The 16,858-nt window shown below is 68.3% G+C and carries 19 protein-coding genes; 15 read left to right on the forward strand and 4 right to left on the reverse strand.

Annotated features, from left to right (window positions below; translation table 11 throughout):
- The first annotated feature begins 135 nt into the window (after window positions 1–135).
- The 6 genes from gap to ACNI3K_RS10395 all read left to right on the forward strand — a co-directional run bounded on the left by gap (window position 136) and on the right by ACNI3K_RS10395 (window position 4,290).
- Window positions 136–1,140 carry a type I glyceraldehyde-3-phosphate dehydrogenase gene (gene gap / locus ACNI3K_RS10370; RefSeq protein ID WP_419391817.1) on the forward strand — a complete coding sequence of 335 codons (1,005 nt, stop codon included), beginning with the start codon at window positions 136–138 and terminating at the stop codon, window positions 1,138–1,140.
- Between the two features lie 81 nt (window positions 1,141–1,221).
- Entirely contained in the window at window positions 1,222–2,412 is a 1,191-nt protein-coding gene (locus ACNI3K_RS10375) for a phosphoglycerate kinase (RefSeq protein WP_419391818.1), read from the forward strand.
- 3 nt (window positions 2,413–2,415) lie between these two features.
- Window positions 2,416–3,207 (forward strand): triose-phosphate isomerase, encoded by a 792-nt coding sequence (tpiA, locus tag ACNI3K_RS10380; protein ID WP_419391819.1) that lies wholly within the window; start codon window positions 2,416–2,418, stop codon window positions 3,205–3,207.
- 66 nt (window positions 3,208–3,273) lie between these two features.
- Entirely contained in the window at window positions 3,274–3,519 is a 246-nt protein-coding gene (secG, locus tag ACNI3K_RS10385) for a preprotein translocase subunit SecG (RefSeq protein WP_419391820.1), read from the forward strand.
- A gap of 25 nt (window positions 3,520–3,544) precedes the next feature.
- Window positions 3,545–3,910, forward strand: coding sequence for an RNA polymerase-binding protein RbpA (locus ACNI3K_RS10390; protein ID WP_419391821.1), 366 nt, complete (start codon window positions 3,545–3,547; stop codon window positions 3,908–3,910).
- A 155-nt stretch (window positions 3,911–4,065) separates the two neighbouring features.
- Window positions 4,066–4,290, forward strand: coding sequence for a SelT/SelW/SelH family protein (locus tag ACNI3K_RS10395; protein WP_419391822.1), 225 nt, complete (start codon window positions 4,066–4,068; stop codon window positions 4,288–4,290).
- A gap of 15 nt (window positions 4,291–4,305) precedes the next feature.
- On the opposite strand, the gene pgl is transcribed toward ACNI3K_RS10395, so the two are convergent.
- From pgl to tkt, 4 genes are all read right to left on the reverse strand, one after another.
- Complete coding sequence (pgl, locus tag ACNI3K_RS10400) at window positions 4,306–5,025, reverse strand: 6-phosphogluconolactonase (protein WP_419391823.1); 720 nt, start codon at window positions 5,023–5,025, stop codon at window positions 4,306–4,308.
- Complete coding sequence (locus ACNI3K_RS10405; protein WP_419391824.1) at window positions 5,022–5,939, reverse strand: glucose-6-phosphate dehydrogenase assembly protein OpcA; 918 nt, start codon at window positions 5,937–5,939, stop codon at window positions 5,022–5,024. The genes pgl and ACNI3K_RS10405 overlap by 4 nt, the downstream gene beginning before the upstream one ends.
- Complete coding sequence (gene zwf, locus ACNI3K_RS10410; protein ID WP_419391825.1) at window positions 5,936–7,453, reverse strand: glucose-6-phosphate dehydrogenase; 1,518 nt, start codon at window positions 7,451–7,453, stop codon at window positions 5,936–5,938. The genes ACNI3K_RS10405 and zwf overlap by 4 nt, the downstream gene beginning before the upstream one ends.
- 70 nt (window positions 7,454–7,523) lie before the next feature.
- Complete coding sequence (tkt, locus tag ACNI3K_RS10415; protein WP_419391826.1) at window positions 7,524–9,596, reverse strand: transketolase; 2,073 nt, start codon at window positions 9,594–9,596, stop codon at window positions 7,524–7,526.
- Between the two features lie 197 nt (window positions 9,597–9,793).
- On the opposite strand from tkt, the gene ACNI3K_RS10420 reads away from it, so the two are divergent.
- The 9 genes from ACNI3K_RS10420 to cmk are packed head-to-tail and all read left to right on the forward strand — an operon-like array spanning window position 9,794 to window position 16,835.
- A complete protein-coding gene (locus ACNI3K_RS10420) occupies window positions 9,794–10,759 on the forward strand; it encodes a heme o synthase (protein WP_419391827.1) in 966 nt (321 codons plus the stop codon).
- 2 nt (window positions 10,760–10,761) lie between these two features.
- Window positions 10,762–11,679: a site-specific tyrosine recombinase XerD gene (locus ACNI3K_RS10425; RefSeq protein ID WP_419391828.1), complete on the forward strand. Its 918-nt coding sequence runs from the start codon at window positions 10,762–10,764 to the stop codon at window positions 11,677–11,679.
- A gap of 33 nt (window positions 11,680–11,712) precedes the next feature.
- The gene (locus tag ACNI3K_RS10430) at window positions 11,713–12,528 is read left to right on the forward strand and encodes a ParA family protein (protein ID WP_419391829.1); all 816 of its coding nucleotides are present in this window, start codon (window positions 11,713–11,715) and stop codon (window positions 12,526–12,528) included.
- A gap of 16 nt (window positions 12,529–12,544) precedes the next feature.
- Window positions 12,545–13,396 carry a segregation and condensation protein A gene (locus ACNI3K_RS10435; protein WP_419391830.1) on the forward strand — a complete coding sequence of 284 codons (852 nt, stop codon included), beginning with the start codon at window positions 12,545–12,547 and terminating at the stop codon, window positions 13,394–13,396.
- Between the two features lie 18 nt (window positions 13,397–13,414).
- Window positions 13,415–13,960, forward strand: coding sequence for an SMC-Scp complex subunit ScpB (gene scpB, locus ACNI3K_RS10440; RefSeq protein ID WP_419391831.1), 546 nt, complete (start codon window positions 13,415–13,417; stop codon window positions 13,958–13,960).
- Window positions 13,960–14,709, forward strand: a complete 750-nt coding sequence (locus tag ACNI3K_RS10445; RefSeq protein WP_419391832.1) for a pseudouridine synthase — start codon at window positions 13,960–13,962, stop codon at window positions 14,707–14,709. Before scpB ends, ACNI3K_RS10445 begins: the two co-directional genes overlap by 1 nt.
- Window positions 14,710–14,740: 31 nt before the next feature.
- On the forward strand, window positions 14,741–15,103 hold the full coding sequence (gene aroH / locus ACNI3K_RS10450; protein ID WP_419391833.1) for a chorismate mutase: 363 nt from the start codon (window positions 14,741–14,743) through the stop codon (window positions 15,101–15,103).
- 2 nt (window positions 15,104–15,105) lie between these two features.
- Window positions 15,106–16,161 (forward strand): prephenate dehydrogenase, encoded by a 1,056-nt coding sequence (locus tag ACNI3K_RS10455; protein ID WP_419391834.1) that lies wholly within the window; start codon window positions 15,106–15,108, stop codon window positions 16,159–16,161.
- A complete protein-coding gene (gene cmk / locus ACNI3K_RS10460; protein ID WP_419391835.1) occupies window positions 16,158–16,835 on the forward strand; it encodes a (d)CMP kinase in 678 nt (225 codons plus the stop codon). Before ACNI3K_RS10455 ends, cmk begins: the two co-directional genes overlap by 4 nt.
- The last annotated feature ends 23 nt before the right edge of the window (window positions 16,836–16,858 follow it).

Here is a 16,858-nt window from a genome sequence, read left to right on the forward strand (position 1 = left end):
CGAGGGGCAGTGCCGAGGTAGTAGGCTGGCATGAGTGGCCTGTTCCATACGGGCTCCCCGCGCACGCTGAGGTGCGCACCTGAATCCATACACAATCGCGCCGGTGTTGACCGGCGCAAGTCGAGGAGATCAACAGTGACCATCAAGGTCGGCATCAACGGCTTCGGCCGCATCGGACGCAACTTCTTCCGCGCAGCGATCGCATCGGGCGCGGACATCGAGGTGGTGGGGATCAACGACCTCACCGACAACGCGACGCTCGCGCACCTCCTCAAGTACGACTCCATCCTGGGCCGCCTGGGCAAGGACGTGTCGTTCACCGAGGACAGCATCACGGTCGACGGCCACACGTTCGCCGCTTCCAAGGAGCGCGACCCCGCCAACCTCAAGTGGGCCGAGCTCGGCGCGGACGTCGTCATCGAGTCGACCGGCTTCTTCACGGATGCCACCAAGGCGAAGGCTCACATCGACGCCGGTGCCAAGAAGGTCATCATCTCGGCCCCGGCCAAGAACGAGGACGCGACCTTCGTGATGGGCGTGAACCACGAGGACTACGACCCGGCCTCGCACCACATCATCTCGAACGCCTCGTGCACGACCAACTGCCTCGCGCCGCTCGCGAAGGCGCTGAACGACGGCATCGGCATCGAGAAGGGCCTGATGACGACCATTCACGCCTACACGGCCGACCAGAACCTGCAGGACGCCCCTCACTCGGACCTGCGCCGTGCCCGCGCCGCCGCACTGAACATCGTGCCGACGTCGACCGGTGCGGCCAAGGCCGTGGCGCTCGTGCTTCCCGAGCTCAAGGGCAAGCTGGACGGGTACGCGCTGCGCGTGCCGGTTCCCACCGGCTCCGCCACCGACCTCACCTTCACCGCCTCGCGTGAGACCTCCGTCGAGGAGATCAACGAGATCGTCAAGAAGGCCTCCGAGGGCGCCATGAAGGGCTTCCTCACTTACACCGCGGACCCGATCGTGTCGAAGGACATCGAGACGGACCCGGCATCGTCGATCTTCGACTCGGGCCTCACCAAGGTGATCGGCGACCAGGTCAAGGTCGTCTCCTGGTACGACAACGAGTGGGGCTACTCGAACCGCCTCGTGGACCTCACGGTCTTCGTCGGCGACAAGCTCTGAACCATCCCGAGATCATGACGACGTCCGCGCACGCACTGCGTGCGCGGACGTCGTCATGTCTGGACCATTAAGGACACTGTGATGAAGACGATTCATAGCCTGGGCGACCTCACTGGCAAGAAGGTGCTGGTGCGCTCCGACCTCAACGTGCCGCTCGACGGCACCACCATCACGGATGACGGCCGCGTGCGCGCGTCGGTGGCCACCATTCGTGCCCTCCTTGACGCTGGTGCGGCCGTGATCGTGATGGCTCACCTGGGCCGACCGGCCGGTGAGCCCAACCCTCAGTACTCGCTGGCCCCCGCCGCCGCGCGGCTCGCCGAGCTGCTCGACCAGCCCGTGACGCTGGCTGACGACGTCGTGGGCGCATCGGCGGCCGCCACCGTCGAGGCGCTGGAGCCTGGCCAGGTCGCCATGCTCGAGAACGTGCGCTTCGACGCTCGCGAGACGTCCAAGGACGACGCGGAACGTGAGGCGCTCGCTTCCGAGCTGGCCGCCCTCGCTGACGTGTTCGTCTCCGACGGCTTCGGCGTCGTCCACCGCAAGCAGGCGTCGGTGTACGACATCGCCAAGAAGCTGCCCTCGGCTGCCGGCACGCTAGTCGAGAACGAGGTCGAGTCGCTGTCGCGCGCAACGACCAACCCCGAGCGCCCGTATGTGGTGGTGTTGGGCGGGTCGAAGGTCTCGGACAAGCTGGGCGTCATCGCGAACCTGCTCGGCAAGGCGGATCGCCTGCTGATCGGCGGCGGCATGGTGTTCACGTTCCTCGCGGCCAAGGGCCACTCCGTGGGTAACTCGTTGCTCGAGGAGGACCAGATCGAAGCCGTCAAGGGCTACCTCAAGACCGCCGAGGAATCGGGGGTCGAGATCGTGCTGCCCGAGGACATCGAGATCGCCACGGCCTTCGCGGCCGACGCCGAGCACAAGGGCGTTCCCGCGGACCAGATCCCCGACGGGTGGATCGGTCTCGACATCGGCCCAGTGGCCTCACAGGCCTTTGCGGCGAAGATCGCCGACGCCAAGACGATCGTCTGGAACGGCCCCATGGGGGTGTTCGAGTTCGACGCCTTCGCGGGCGGCACCAAGGCGGTCGCACAGGCCATGATCGACTCGGGTGGGTTCTCGGTCGTGGGCGGCGGCGACTCGGCCGCGGCCGTGCGCCGGCTCGGCTTCGACGAGGACGGCTTCAGCCACATTTCTACGGGCGGCGGCGCGTCGCTCGAACTGCTCGAAGGCAAGGTCCTGCCGGGCCTCGCCGTTCTGGAGGACTGACCCATGGCACGTACCCCGCTGATCGCTGGAAACTGGAAGCTCAACCTCGATCACCTCGAGGCCACGCACACCGTCCAGAAGCTCGCATGGCTGTTGCGCGATGCCAAGCACGACTTCGCCGACGTGGAGGTGGCGGTGCTCGCATCGTTCACGTCGATCCGCTCCGTGCAGACGCTGGTGGATGCCGACCAGCTCGAGATCAAGTACGGCGCCCAGGACATCTCGCAGCACGCGTCGGGCGCCTACACCGGTGAGGTTGCCGGCTCGCAGCTCGCGAAGCTGGGAGTCTCGTACGTCGCGGTGGGTCACTCGGAGCGTCGCGAGTACCACGGCGAGACGGACGAGGTCGTCGCGGCGAAGACCGCTGCGGCCTTTGACAACGGCATCGTGCCGATCGTCTGCATGGGTGAGGGCCTCGATGTGCGCAAGGAGGGTCGTCAGGTCGAGTACACGCTGTCGCAGCTTGATGGCGCGCTCGCCGGACTGCCTGCCGACAAGGCCAAGGACGTTGTCATCGCCTATGAGCCCGTGTGGGCCATCGGCACTGGTGAGGTCGCGACCCCGGCCGATGCGCAGGAGGTCTGCGCTGCAATTCGCGGCCGTCTCGCCGAGCTTTACGACGCGGAGCTCGCGGATGGCGTGCGTGTGCTCTACGGTGGGTCGGTGAAGTCGGGATCGATCGCTCAGCTCATGGCCGAGAAGGACGTCGATGGCGGCCTGGTCGGTGGCGCGAGCCTCGATCCTGAGGAGTTCGCGAAGATCGCGCGCTTCCGTTCACACCAAGTGGGCCTGTAACCGGTCCATACCGAGCGAGTCGTCGCGTATCCTGATAGGCGTTCGACTCGGATTTGAAGGAGAGCTGTGGAGATTCTCGAGACCTCGCTGTGGGTGCTGCTGGTGATCATCAGCTTCGTCCTGATCGGCCTGGTGCTGATTCACCGTGGGCGCGGTGGCGGCATCACCGACATGTTCGGCGGCGGCTTCGCCTCGGGAGTGCAGTCCTCTGCGGTCGGCGAGCGTAACCTTTCCCGCATCACATGGGTCCTTGCGGTCGTGTGGGGCATGATCGTCGTTCTGCTGGGTCTGATCACCCGGTTCTCGATCTAGTCAACGCCAATTCCGAGGGGGAATCATGGCAGGTGGAAGTGCGATCCGTGGGTCGCGAGTAGGAGCAGGACCGCTGGGCGAAGAGGAGCGCGGCGAGTCCGCACCTCGGCAGATGGTGCATTATTACTGCGCCCGTGGTCACGTGACGGCACCGAGCTTCGCGATGGGTGACGAGGGCGAGGCGCCGGAGATTCCGCTGGAGTGGGACTGCCCCAAGTGTGGCTTCCCCGCGGGACTCGACGCCGAGAACCCCCCAGAGCCCATCCGCAACGAGCCGTTCAAGACGCACCTCGCGTACGTCAAGGAGCGGCGCTCCGAGGAGGAGGGCGAGGCCCTGCTCGCGGAGGCACTCGACGTGCTCCGGTCCCGCCGCGTGGCGGTCGCGGACTGACGCCAAGAGCTGCTGCATCCGAGACCGCCCGGGCCCGCGAGGGCCGGGCGGTCTCGTGCGTTGTGGACGCGCGCATCGTCCGGTCGGGGAAGGCGCACGCACGGGGTAGCGTCGTTGCTAGCGGACGAACGTCTGTCACCGAGATGAGGAGAACCATGCAGATCGAGATCGAGTACTGCGTTCCCTGCGGCTATCTGGACCGCGCGATGGACGCTCAGCGAACCCTGCTCAGCACCTTCGGTCAAGGCCTCGCGGGCGTGACGCTCAAGCCGGGCGAGAAGGGCGTGTTCACCTTCCGCGCAGATGGCGACGTCATCTACTCGAAGCCCGACGATTACGACATCACGACCATCGTGGAGACGGTCAAGTCCAAGCTCTGACGCCGCGCGGACTGCTCAGATACGGGTCGCCGCAGCGGCATCGATCAGCCACAGCGTGCGTTCCGAGCCGCTGACCGCGGCTCCGGGCAGTTCGAGGTCGCCATGCACGCAGCGGGCGACGACATCGGCCTTCGCCGCACCCGCGGCGATCACCCACACCTCGCGCGCGGCGTTGATCGTGTCGAGTGACAGCGACACGCGGGTGGGCGGGGGCTTGGGAGAATCGTGCACCGCGATCACGGGTGAGCTCGTGTCCGCGTAGCCAGGATGTCCGGGGAACAGCGAAGCGACGTGGCCGTCGGGGCCGAGCCCGAGCATGAGCACGTCGAAGGCGGGGAAGCCCGCATCGGCATATTCGCGGGCGTACGCCCGGGCGGCGTCGTCGGCTGACGCGAAGTCGCCCTCCGCCCCCATGCGGTGGATGTTCTCCTCTGGCAGCGGCAGCGAGGCCAGCAACGCGGACTGCGCCTGTCCCTCGTTGCGATCGGGGTCACCTGCGCGCACGAACCGCTCGTCGCCCCACCAGACATGCACGTCGGTCCAGTCGATCGCCGTCGCGAGGGGAGACGCGGCGGCGGCGGCGAGAGTCGCGATCCCTACGGTGCCTCCGGTCACGACCACATCGACGCGGTCGCGGTGAGCGAGGGTGTCGCCGATCGTCAGCAGCACGCGCGCCGCGGTGGCGTCAGCCACCGCCTCGGCGTCCGCGTAGACGATGACCTCCCGGGCCGTCACGACTCGCTCCGCAGCCGAGCGTACTGCGCAAGCGCCTCGCCGTAGACGGGGTCGTCGTCGAGGCGACGCAGCTCCTCGGACAGGCAGTCGCCGAGCGTGCGCGCCGGCAGCGCGATCGTGTGATCGGGCTGGCTGGGCTGGCTCAGCGTCGCGTTGTGCCCGTCGGGGCGCTGAATGCTGATGTCTCCTGATGGGGTCTCGAGGACGATCGACTGAAGGCCACGCACCTGATCCGAGTAGGTGGCCTCGAACTCGCATCCGAGTGCGTGCTGCAGCCAGGCTCCCAGCAGCAGGATCGAGGGGCTGCCGGTGTCGCCGTGCAGGCGCGCCTTGGTGACCTCGCGGTCTCCGACCTGCTCGAGGGCTGCTGCGAGCAGCGCCCTCCAACGGGTCACGCGCGTCCAGGCCAGGTCGGTGTCGCCCGGCTGGTACGACTCGGCGAGCCTCACGAGCACGTCGCCCGGCGCATCTTCGCCCTTGGTGTCGGTGATGCGCCGTGCCGCCATGCGACCGATGCCCGAGCTGGCTGCCGCCTCCGGGACGGTGGCGGGCCACCACGCGACGATGGGCGCGTCGGGAAGCAAGAGGGGTGTGACGAGCGTGTCCGCGTGCGCGACCTGCTCTCCCGAGGGGCGGAGAACCACGACCTCCGAGGCGCCGGCGTCGCCGCCCATCCTCAGCTCGGCGTTCAAGCAGTCGTCGCCGCATTCTTCCGGCGAGAACACGATGATGCGGCACGGGTGCTCACGCGACGCGACGTTGGCAGTCTCGATCGCGGACTCCACGTCGGCCGTCGTCGCGTCGATGACCAGGGTCATCACCCGTCCGAGCGTGATGACGCCAAAGTCCTTGCGCGCCTTCACGAGCTGCTTGTTGATCTCGGACGTCGTCGTCCGGGGCATGTCGATGATCATGGGCGCCTCCACACTCGGCCATCCTTGGCGAGCATCGCATCCGCGCTCGCCGGTCCCCAGGTCCCCGAGCGGTACTGCTCGGGCTGGCCCTCGTGCTCCCAGTGCGACGTGATCGGGTCCAGGAGCTTCCAGGACAGCGCAACCTCCTCGTGACGAGGGAACAGCGGCGGGTCGCCGAGCAGGACGTCGAGGATCAGTCGCTCGTACGCCTCTGGCGAGGACTCCACGAAAGAGTTTCCGTACGCGAAGTCCATAGTGACATCACGGACCTCCATCTGCGTGCCGGGCACCTTGGATCCGAACCGGAGCGTCACGCCCTCGTCGGGCTGCACCCGGATCACGAGCGCGTTGTTGCCGACCTCGACGCCTTCGATCTCCTGGAAGTAGGGGCTCGGCGCCTTCTTGAAGACCAACGCGATCTCCGTGACGCGCCGGCCGAGCCGCTTGCCCGCCCGCAAGTAGAACGGCGTGCCAGCCCAACGTCGATTAGGAACGTCGAGGCGAATCGCGGCATAGGTCTCGGTGATGGAGGCGGGGTCGATGCCGTCCTCGTCGAGATAGCCGCCGACCTGCTCGCCGCCGCGCCACCCCGCCGCGTACTGGCCGCGAGCGGTGTTGGCGCTGAGGTCCGCCGGCAGCTTGGCGGCACGCAGCACCTTCTCCTTCTCGTCACGAAGGTCGTTGGCGTCGAAGGTCGCCGGCTCCTCCATCGCGGTGAGGGCGAAGAGCTGGAGCAGGTGGTTCTGGATGACGTCGCGCGCTTGACCGATGCCGTCGTAGTAGCCCGCGCGGGAGCCGATGCCGATGTCCTCGGCCATCGTGATCTGCACGTGGTCGATGAACTGACTGTTCCAGATGGGCTCGAACAGCTGGTTCGCGAATCGCAGCGCCAGCAGGTTCTGCACCGTCTCCTTGCCCAGATAGTGATCGATGCGGAACACCGAGTCCGGAGGGAAGACCTCGGAGACGACGGCGTCCAGCTCGTTGGCCGACTCCAGATCGTGTCCGAAGGGCTTCTCGATGACGACTCGGCGCCACGCACCCTCGCGGGGGTCGGACAAGCCTGAGTCGCGCAGTTGGGTGAGCACCTTGGGGAAGGCCGAGGGCGGAATCGACAGGTAGAACGCGTGATTGCCGCCGGTCCCGCGCCGCTCGTCAAGCTCTTCGACGGTGCGGCGCAGTTCCTGGAACGCCTCTGGGTCGTCGAACGTGCCCTGCACGAACCGGATGCCCTCGGCGAGCTGTTTCCACGTCTCGTCTCGGAACGGGGTGCGCGCGTGCTCGCGCACGGAGTTGTAGACGACCTCCTCGAAGTCCTGCCGCTCCCAGTCGCGCCGGGCGAAGCCGGTGAGGGCGAAGGCCGGGGGCAGCAGGCCGCGGTTGGCGAGGTCGTAGACAGCAGGTATCAGCTTCTTGCGCGCCAGGTCACCGGTGACGCCGAACATCACGAGGCCACAGGAGCCGGCGATGCGGGGAAGCCTGCGATCCCGGGGATCACGCAGGGGGTTGTTCACGTGAGAAGGCCCTTCAGTTCAGTACTCAGGGGCGGACGGGCGACCTTCATCGCCCGTCCGCCCCACGCGATCACTTGGCGGCGGTGAGAGACTCGCGTGCGTGAGCCGCGACGTTCTCGGCCGTGAAGCCGAACTTCTCGAACAGCAGGTTCGCGTCGGCGGAGGCGCCGTAGTCCTCGATGGACACGATGCGCCCGGCGTCGCCGACGATGCCGTGCCACGACAGCGCGATGCCCGCCTCGACGGCTACACGTGCCTTGACTGCCGAGGGAAGCACCGACTCGCGGTACTCCTCGTCCTGCTTCTCGAACCACTCAAGGCAGGGCATCGACACGACACGGGCGTGGATGCCGTCCTTCGCCAGCAGCTCCTTCGCGCCCATCGCGTGCTGAACCTCGGAACCGGTGCCGATCAGCACCACGTCGGGGGTGCCCTCCGTGTCTGCGAGGACGTAGCCGCCCTTCAGCACACCCTCGGCGCTGCCAAGGGTGCTGCGGTCGAACGTCGGCACGCCCTGTCGGGTCAGAATGATCCCGGCGGGGCCTTCGACGCGTTCGAGGATCCCGCGCCAGGCGTAGGAGGTCTCGTTCGCATCGGCGGGCCGGACCACGGCGAGGCCGGGAATGGCCCGCAGCGCCGCGAGGTGCTCGATCGGCTGGTGGGTAGGGCCGTCCTCGCCCAGCCCGATGCTGTCGTGCGTCCACACGAAGATGCTCGGCGCCTTCATGAGCGAGCCCAGGCGCACCGCGGGGCGCATGTAGTCGGAGAAGGTGAGGAAGGTGCCGCCGTAGGCGCGGGTCGGTCCGTGCAGCGCGATGCCGTTGAGGATCGCGCCCATGGCGTGCTCGCGAATGCCGAAGTGCAGCGTGCGGCCGTAGATGTTTCCCGTGAACTTCTCCGTGGAACGGCGCTCGGGCAGGAACGAGGGCTCGCCCGCCATGGTGGTGTTGTTGGAGCCGGCGAGGTCGGCCGAGCCGCCCCACAGCTCTGGCAGCACCGGGGCGAGAGCGCTGAGCACCTCGCCGGAGGCGGCCCGGGTGGCGAGCGACTTGCCCGCCTCGAAAACGGGCAGCGCGTCCGTCCAGCCCTCGGGCAGCTGCTCCGAGTTGAAGCGCTCGAGGAGCGCGGCGTTCTCCGGGTTCTCCGCCTCCCAGCGGGCAAAGTCGGCGTTCCAGTCGGAGTGAGCCTGCTGGCCGCGCTCACGCACCTTGAGTGCGTGCTCGAGGACCTCGGGCTCGACCTCGAAAGTCTTCTCGGGATCGAAGCCGAGCACCTCCTTGAGCGCCTTGACCTCGTCGCCACCGAGCTTCGAGCCGTGGATGCCCCCCGTGTCCTGCTTGTTGGGCGAGGGCCAGCCGATGATGGTGCTGAGGGCGATGAAGGACGGCTTGCCGGTCTCCGCCTTCGCGGCGGCCAGGGCGTCCGCCAGAGCATCGATGTCCTCGACGTACTCGGCGCCGGGCTTCTTCCACTGCACGTGGTGGGTGTCCCACCCGTAGGCCGCGTAGCGGGCGACGACGTCCTCGGTGAACGCGACGTCGGTGTCGTCCTCGATCGAGATGTTGTTGTCGTCCCAGATCAAGATGAGATTGCCGAGCTCCTGCGTGCCCGCGAGCGAGGACGCCTCGGAGGTGACGCCCTCCTGCAGGTCGCCATCGGAGGCGATGACGTAGATGTGGTGGTCGAACGGGCTCTCACCGGGTGCGGCGTTCGGGTCGAGCAGGCCACGCTCGCGGCGGGCCGCCATGGCCATGCCGACGGCGGTCGCGACGCCCTGGCCCAGCGGGCCGGTCGTGGTCTCGACGCCATCGGTGTGGTGGTACTCCGGGTGTCCCGGGGTGCGCGAACCCCATGTCCGCAGCGCCTTGATGTCGTCGAGGTTGAGGTCATACCCGCTCGCGAAGAGCTGCAGGTACTGAGTCAGCGACGAGTGTCCCGCTGACAGCACGAACCGGTCGCGGCCCAGCCAGCGCGAGTCGGACGGGTCGTGGCGCATCACGTTCTGATACAGCAGATAGGCGGCCGGGGCGAGCGACATCGCAGTGCCGGGGTGGCCGTTGCCGACCTTCTCGACGGCATCGGCGGCAAGGACGCGGAGGGTGTCGACGGCGCGGCGGTCAGCGTCGGTCCAATTGACGGTCACAGATTTCTCCCAAAGGCTCGTGTGAAGGTTCTCCCCGCCAGCCTAGCGGGCGCGGTGCGTCTGCGGGCACGGTGAGCGGGACCTCACGGCACCGTCTGCGGGCGTGTGAGCGGCCGTTCACGTCGGCGTCATGCACCACGGCGCCCGAGGCCCGGCCGAGGGGTCGCACGAGCTCTCACGCGGGTAGGATGGACGCCATGTCCTCAGCCGCCTCCGTGACCGACGAGGTGCCGGCGCCCGCCGTGCCGCGCTGGCTCCTCGCCACCCGCCGGCTCAAGGCCTATGTGGCGCTGACCAAGCCGCGGATCATCGAGCTGCTACTGGTCACGACCATTCCGACCATGGTGCTCGCGGCCGACGGCTGGCCGTCCTGGGGGCTCGTGCTTGCGACCCTCGTGGGCGGCGCGCTGGCCGCAGGCGGCGCGAACGTCTTCAACAGCTACATCGATCGAGACATCGACGCGGTCATGAAGCGCACGCAGAATCGCCCCCTCGTCACCGGCGCCATCAGCCCGCGGGCCGGGCTGATCTTCGCTTGGGTACTGAGCGTTGCCGCCACCGCCTGGTTCCTGCTCGTGGTCCAGTCCCCGCTGGCGACGCTGCTCGCGGTTCTGGCGATCCTGGGCTACGTCGTGGGCTACACGCTGATCCTCAAGCGCCGCACTTCGCAGAACATCGTGTGGGGCGGGATGGCGGGCTGCATGCCGGTGCTGATCGGATGGGCCGCGGTGACCGAGACCTTGTCGTGGGCGCCGGTGTTGCTGTTCGCGGTGATCTTCTTCTGGACCCCGCCTCACTACTGGCCGCTGTCGATGCGGTTCCGGCGGGACTACGCCAACGCCGAGGTCCCCATGCTTCCTGTGGTGGCCTCGACTCGTCGCGTGGCGACCGAGATGATCGCCTACGCAGTAGTGATGGTGGCGGTCACTCTGGCGCTCGTGCCGGTCGCCGGGATGACCTGGGTGTACCTGGTCATCGCGGCCGGTGCCGGAGCCTGGTTCGTCGGCGGGTGCATCCGGCTCTACCAGCGGTCGGAGCGCGGGGAGACGAAGTTGCGCGAAATGCGGCTGTTCCGCGATTCCATCACCTATCTGAGCCTCGTGTTCGCGGCGGTGCTGGTCGATCCCTTCCTCCCCGATGCGCTGACCGTCCTGCAGGCCTGAGCATGCTCGCGGACGAGCGTGAGGCGTACCTCGCCCACGTCACCGTCGAGCGGGGCCTGAGCGCTCACACCGTCGCGGCGTACCGTCGGGACATTGGCCGCTACGCGTCCTTCCTGAGCGAGCGCGGGCACTCCGAACTCGCCGATGCCACGGGGGCCGACGTCGCGGCTTTTGCGGAGGCGATCGGCACCGGGGCGGACGGCGGGCGCGCCCTCGCCCCCGCATCGGCCTCGCGCACCGTCGTAGCGGTGCGCGGATGGCACCGCTTCGCGGTGGCCGAGGGGTGGACTCGCGACGACCCTTCGCTTGACGTGAGGCCGCGGTCGGTTCCCAAGCGTCTGCCCAAGGCGATCTCCACCGACGAGGTCGCCCGCATCCTCGACCAGGCCGGCGCCGGCGATGGGATCGCGCCCGTGCGCGACCGGGCCCTGCTCGAGCTGGTTTATGCCTCGGGGGCGCGCATCTCGGAGGCGATCGGGCTCGACGTCGACGACGTCGCGCTAACCCCGGGGGAGCAGGCGGTGCTGCTGCGGGGCAAGGGGCGCAAGGAGCGAGTGGTGCCCATCGGGGCCTACGCGGCCGATGCGCTCGACGCCTACCTCGTGCGCGCTCGCTCCGCGCTCGCACAGTCAGGCCGGGGCACCGCAGCGCTATTCCTCAACACGCGCGGATCGCGCTTGTCGCGTCAGAGCGCCTGGGCCATCCTCAAGGTCGCCGCGGGGAGAGCGGGCATCGACGACGTGTCCCCGCACACGCTGCGGCATTCGTTCGCGACCCACCTGCTGTCGGGGGGAGCGGACGTGCGCGTGGTCCAGGAGCTGCTGGGTCACGCGTCGGTGACCACCACCCAGATCTACACGGCGGTCACTCAGGATGCGCTGCGCGAGGTCTATGCCGCGACGCACCCGCGTGCCCGCTGATCTGGCTGGTCGGCGTTCGGTAGTGTGGGCGGCGTGACCGACTTCCCCGAACCGACCCCTCTGCGTGGGCACGGCCCGGCCCGAGTGATCGCCCTGTGCAATCAGAAGGGTGGCGTGGGCAAGACGACGACCACGGTGAACCTGGCCGCGGCCCTCGCCGAGTACGGTCGCAAGGTGCTCGTGGTCGACTTCGACCCGCAGGGCGCCGCATCGGCCGGCCTTGGGGTGAACCCCAACGAGCTCGACACCACTGTCTATGACCTGCTGATGCGCGACTCCGTGAGCATCCACGACATTATCCGCACGACGGGCGTCGAGGGCCTCGACCTGGTGCCCGCGAACATCGACCTATCCGCGGCGGAGGTGCAGCTGGTGGGCGAGGTGGCGCGCGAGTCGACTCTCGCTCGCGGGTTGCGGCCGGTCCTCGACGACTACGACGTGGTGCTCATCGACTGCCAGCCGTCTCTGGGGCTACTGACCGTCAACGCGTTGGTCGCGGCGCACGGCGTGATCATCCCGCTTGCATGCGAGTACTTCGCGATGCGCGGAGTGGCGCTGCTGGTCGAGACCATCGACAAGGTCCAGGACCGGCTCAACCCGCGGCTCACGGTCGACTCGATCATCCCCACCATGTACGACGGTCGGACCCTGCACGCTCAAGAGGTCGTGGAACGTGTGAGGGAGCGGTTCGGCAAGAAAGTCACCGAGACCATGATCCACCGCACGGTGAAGTTCCCCGACGCTACCGTCGCCTCCGAGCCCATCACCACGTTCGCCCCCAAGCACACCGGAGCGGAGCAGTATCGCGCCCTGGCGCGCGAGCTCGTCGCCGGGGGCGTCGCGGCGTGACCGCGACGGCCTGACCGTGACCGTCCCCGAGGCACCCGCGGCGGAGCCGCGCCCGGCCTTCTCGGTGCACCTCGACAACTTCGAGGGACCGTTCGACCTGCTGCTGTCCCTGATCTCCAAGCACGACATGGAGATCACAGATGTCGCGCTCGCGCGAGTGACCGACGAGTTCCTCGCGGCGATGGCCGCCTACGAGACGGAATGGGATCTGTCGCAGGCAAGTGAGTTCCTGGTGGTCGCAGCCACACTGCTCGACCTCAAGGCGGCTCGTCTGCTGCCTCAAGGTCAGGTGGAAGACGCCGAGGACCTCGAGCTTCTGGAGGCACGCGACCTGCTGTTCGCGAGGCTGCTGCAGTATCGCGCCTTCAAGCAGGTCGCGGGCACGTTCGGCGAGCTGCTACTCGCGCCCCGGCGCATGCCCAGAGATGTCACGCTCGAGCCACACTTCGCAATGCTGCTGCCCGAGCTGGTGTGGTCGATCACGGCAGACGACCTCGCGAGGCTCGCGGCCCACGCGCTCCAGCCCAAGCCCGAGCCCGCTGGCGTGAGCATCGCCCATCTGCACGCGCCGGCGGTGAGCGTCAGGGAGCAGGCAGCGCTCATGACCAGCAGGCTTCAGCGTGAGCGCGCCGTGACGTTCAGGGCGCTCGTGCACGACGCGGACCACGTCAACGTGGTCGTGGCCCGGTTCCTGGCCTTGCTGGAGCTCTTCAAGGAGGCGGTGGTCGCGTTCGAGCAGGCGCGGTCGCTCGGGGAGCTCACGGTCCGCTGGACCGGTGGTGACGGCGACGTGGAGATCGAGGTCTCGGACGAGTTCGACGAAGGCGCGCACAATGGTCAGACCGGCGCAGAGAACACGACGACGTGAGACAAGGGACGCGAACCGATGACTGATGTGCACACGAGGGGGGCCCTCGAGGCGATCCTCATGGTGGTCGACGAGCCCGTGGAGGCGGCAGATCTCGCCGCTGCGGTCGACGTGCCCCTTGATCGGGCGGTCGCGGTCCTCCACGCACTGCGGGAGGAGTATGCCAATCCGGACGCGCCGCGGGGATTCGAGTTGCGCGAGGTCGACGGACGCTGGCGCATCTACTCCTCCCGGCTCTACGCCGACGCGGTGGGCACCTTCATCGTGGAGGGCCAGTCCGCACGGCTGTCTCAGGCGGCGCTCGAGACGCTCGCCGTGGTCGCGTACCGTCAGCCCGTCACCCGCGGACAGATCTCGCAGGTGCGCGGCGTGAGCGTCGACTCGGTCATGAAGACGCTGAGCGCGCGTTCCCTGGTGACTGAGGTGGGCGAAGTCGGTGGCGCGGTGCAGTACGGCACCACCACGGAGTTCCTCGAGCGGCTCGGGCTGTCGTCACTGGACGAGCTGCCCGAGCTCGCACCGTACCTGCCGGATCTGGCAGACATAGATGGAGAGGGTCGCTGATGGAAGAGCTCGAGGTGCACCGGCCCGAAGGGGTACGACTGCAGAAGGTGCTGGCAGCCGCGGGCGTCGGTTCGCGACGTAAGTGCGAGATCCTCATCGAGCGCGGGGAGGTCAAGGTCAACGGCGAGGTCGTCGACCAGCTGGGCGTGCGCGTGAACCCGGATGAGGTGTCGATCGAGGTCAAGGGTCAGCGCATCAGCGTCGACGACTCCAAGATCGTCGTGGTGCTCAACAAGCCCGCCGGGGTGGTCTCGACCATGAGCGATCCCCAAGGGCGCCGTTCTCTGGACGAGTTCGTGGCGGAGTTCGACGAGCGGCTGTTCCATGTGGGCAGGCTCGATGCCGAGACCACGGGCGTGCTGTTGCTGACGAACGATGGCGAGCTCGCGAACCGGCTCGCCCACCCGTCTCACGGCGTGCCGAAGGTGTACGTGGCAAAGGTGGAGGGAAGGGTGGCGAAGAGTCTGTGCACCGTGCTGCGCGCGGGCGTCGACCTCGACGATGGGCCCGTGCGCGTCAGCGCGTGCACGATCCTCGACGCTCGGGACGGGGAGTCGTTGGTGAAGGTGGAGCTGCACGAGGGCCGCAACCGGATCGTCCGCCGCATGCTCGACAAGGCCGGGCATCCCGTGATCGACCTCGTACGTACCGATTTTGGGCCCATCACTCTCGGGACTCTGCAGCCCGGCCAGGTCCGCCGGCTGGGCCGCGAGGAGGTCGGGGCGCTCATGAAGGTAGCCGGGCTCTGAGCCCGGGCCAGGGCCCGATACGATGGTGCGCATGCCTCTGAAAGCCATCCGTGGAGCGACCACGCTCGAGCGCGACGAGCGCGATCACCTGCACGAGCGCACACAGGAGCTCATCGAGGCCGTGGTGTCCGCCAATACGCTTGAGACCGACGACATCGTGTCGGTCATCTTCACGTGCACGCCCGACATCGTCAGCGACTTTCCCGCGGCCGCCGCGCGCGAGCTCGGGTTCGGGGCGGTACCGCTGATGTGCGCGCAGGAGATGGCCGTCCCCGGCGCGCTCCCGCTCGTCGTGCGCGTGATGATTCACGCCGAGTCCCCACGCTCCCGCGAGGAGATCACCCACGTGTACCTGCACGACGCTGTGAGTCTCCGGCGAGACCTGGCCCAGTAGCCATGGAGGGCACGCAGCCGCGCACCCACGTCATCGGCGCCGGGCTCATCGGCGCATCGATCGGCATCGGCCTCAGTGCCGAGGGCTGGACGGTGACGATCGAGGACGTCGACCGCGAGGCGCAGGCCCTCGCGCACGCGATCGGAGCGGGCAGCCCGCTCGGCGACACGGCGCCAGAACTGATCATCGTGGCTGTGCCCCCCGCGCTTTCGGCCGCCATCGTCGCCCAGGCGCTGGAGCGCTGGCCGCTCGCCGCGGTCACCGACGTCGCGAGCGTCAAGGCCCCGATCGCTGAGGCGGCTCACGCCACCGGTCACGGCGACCGGTACGTGGGCTCGCACCCGATGGCGGGGCGCGAGATCTCGGGCGCCATCGCGGCGCAGGGAGACCTGTTCAAGGCCCGTCCCTGGGTGCTGTGCGCCAACGGGGCCACCGCGCACGCCGTCGAGCTCGTGTCGCGGGTGCCACACGCCCTCCAGTGCGACCTGGTCACCATGGACGCCGTCGCGCACGACGAGGCGGTGGCGCGCGTCTCGCACGCACCCCAGGTCGCGGCCTCCGCGGTCGCGGCGGCGCTGGGGACGCTGGGACCTGACGACGTTGCCCTCGCAGGTCAGGGGCTGCGGGACGTCACGCGCATCGCGGCCTCGGATCCCCGAATGTGGGCCGACATTGCCCGCCTGAATCGTCACGCGCTCATCGCCACGATCAGCCACATCATCGGCGACCTCGAGGATGTGCGGGACTCGGACGATGTGGGAGAGGCACTGACCGATCTCATCGAACGCGGTCGCGTGGAGGTGGCGCGCATTCCCGGCAAGCACGGCGGCGCCAAGCGCGAGTGGATTCCCGTCACCGTGGTCGTTCCCGACCAGCCGGGGCAGCTCCTGCGACTGCTTTCCGACGTCGAGTCCGTGGGCGTCAACGTCGAGGACATCACGATCGAGCACTCGCCTCGCCAGCCCGTCGGCCTCACCACCCTGCACGTGCTGCCAGGACGAGCCGAGGAGCTGTCGCAGGCACTCATCGCACACCATTGGGAGATCGCCGCCTCATGACCGGAATCGTCATCGCCATCGACGGGCCTGCGGGCACCGGCAAGTCCACCGTGTCCCGCGAGGTCGCCTTGCGGCTCGGCCTGGCCTACTTCGACACCGGGGCGACATACCGCGTCGCGACTCTGGCGTGCCTCACCGAGGGAGTGGACTTCGCGGTGACCAGCGACGTCGCCGCCATCGTCGCCACCATGAACGCCGAGCTCGTGCTCGACCCGCGCAACCCCCGGGTGATGCTCGACGGTGAGGACGTGTCGCGGCAGATCCGCACCGATACCGTCGCCCTCACCGTGTCGAAAGTGGCCACCAACCTTGAGGCCCGGCCCATCCTGCAGGAGATGCAGCGCGAGGTGATTCGCATGGAGCGCGACGGCGGCATGTCGAAGGGCAAGGGCGTGTGCGTCGAGGGACGTGACATCACCACCGTCATCGCACCCGATGCGGACGTCCGCGTGCTCATGACGGCTGACGACGAGGTTCGTGTCGCACGCCGCTCGGGCGAGGGCGCTGACCTCGCGACAGTCCGTGACGCGGTGCTCGGCCGCGATCGCCGCGACTCGGCGGTGGTCAGCTTCCACGAGGCGTCCGACGGCGTCCACACCCTCGACACGTCTGACCTGACGATCGAGGAGGCAGTGCGGGCCGTCATGCAGCTCGCGCACGAGGCGGCGTTGTGACGGCGCCATGCACTGTCGACGAG

Source organism: Demequina ureilytica (assembly GCF_048553575.1).
Taxonomy (GTDB): Bacteria; Actinomycetota; Actinomycetes; order Actinomycetales; family Demequinaceae; genus Demequina.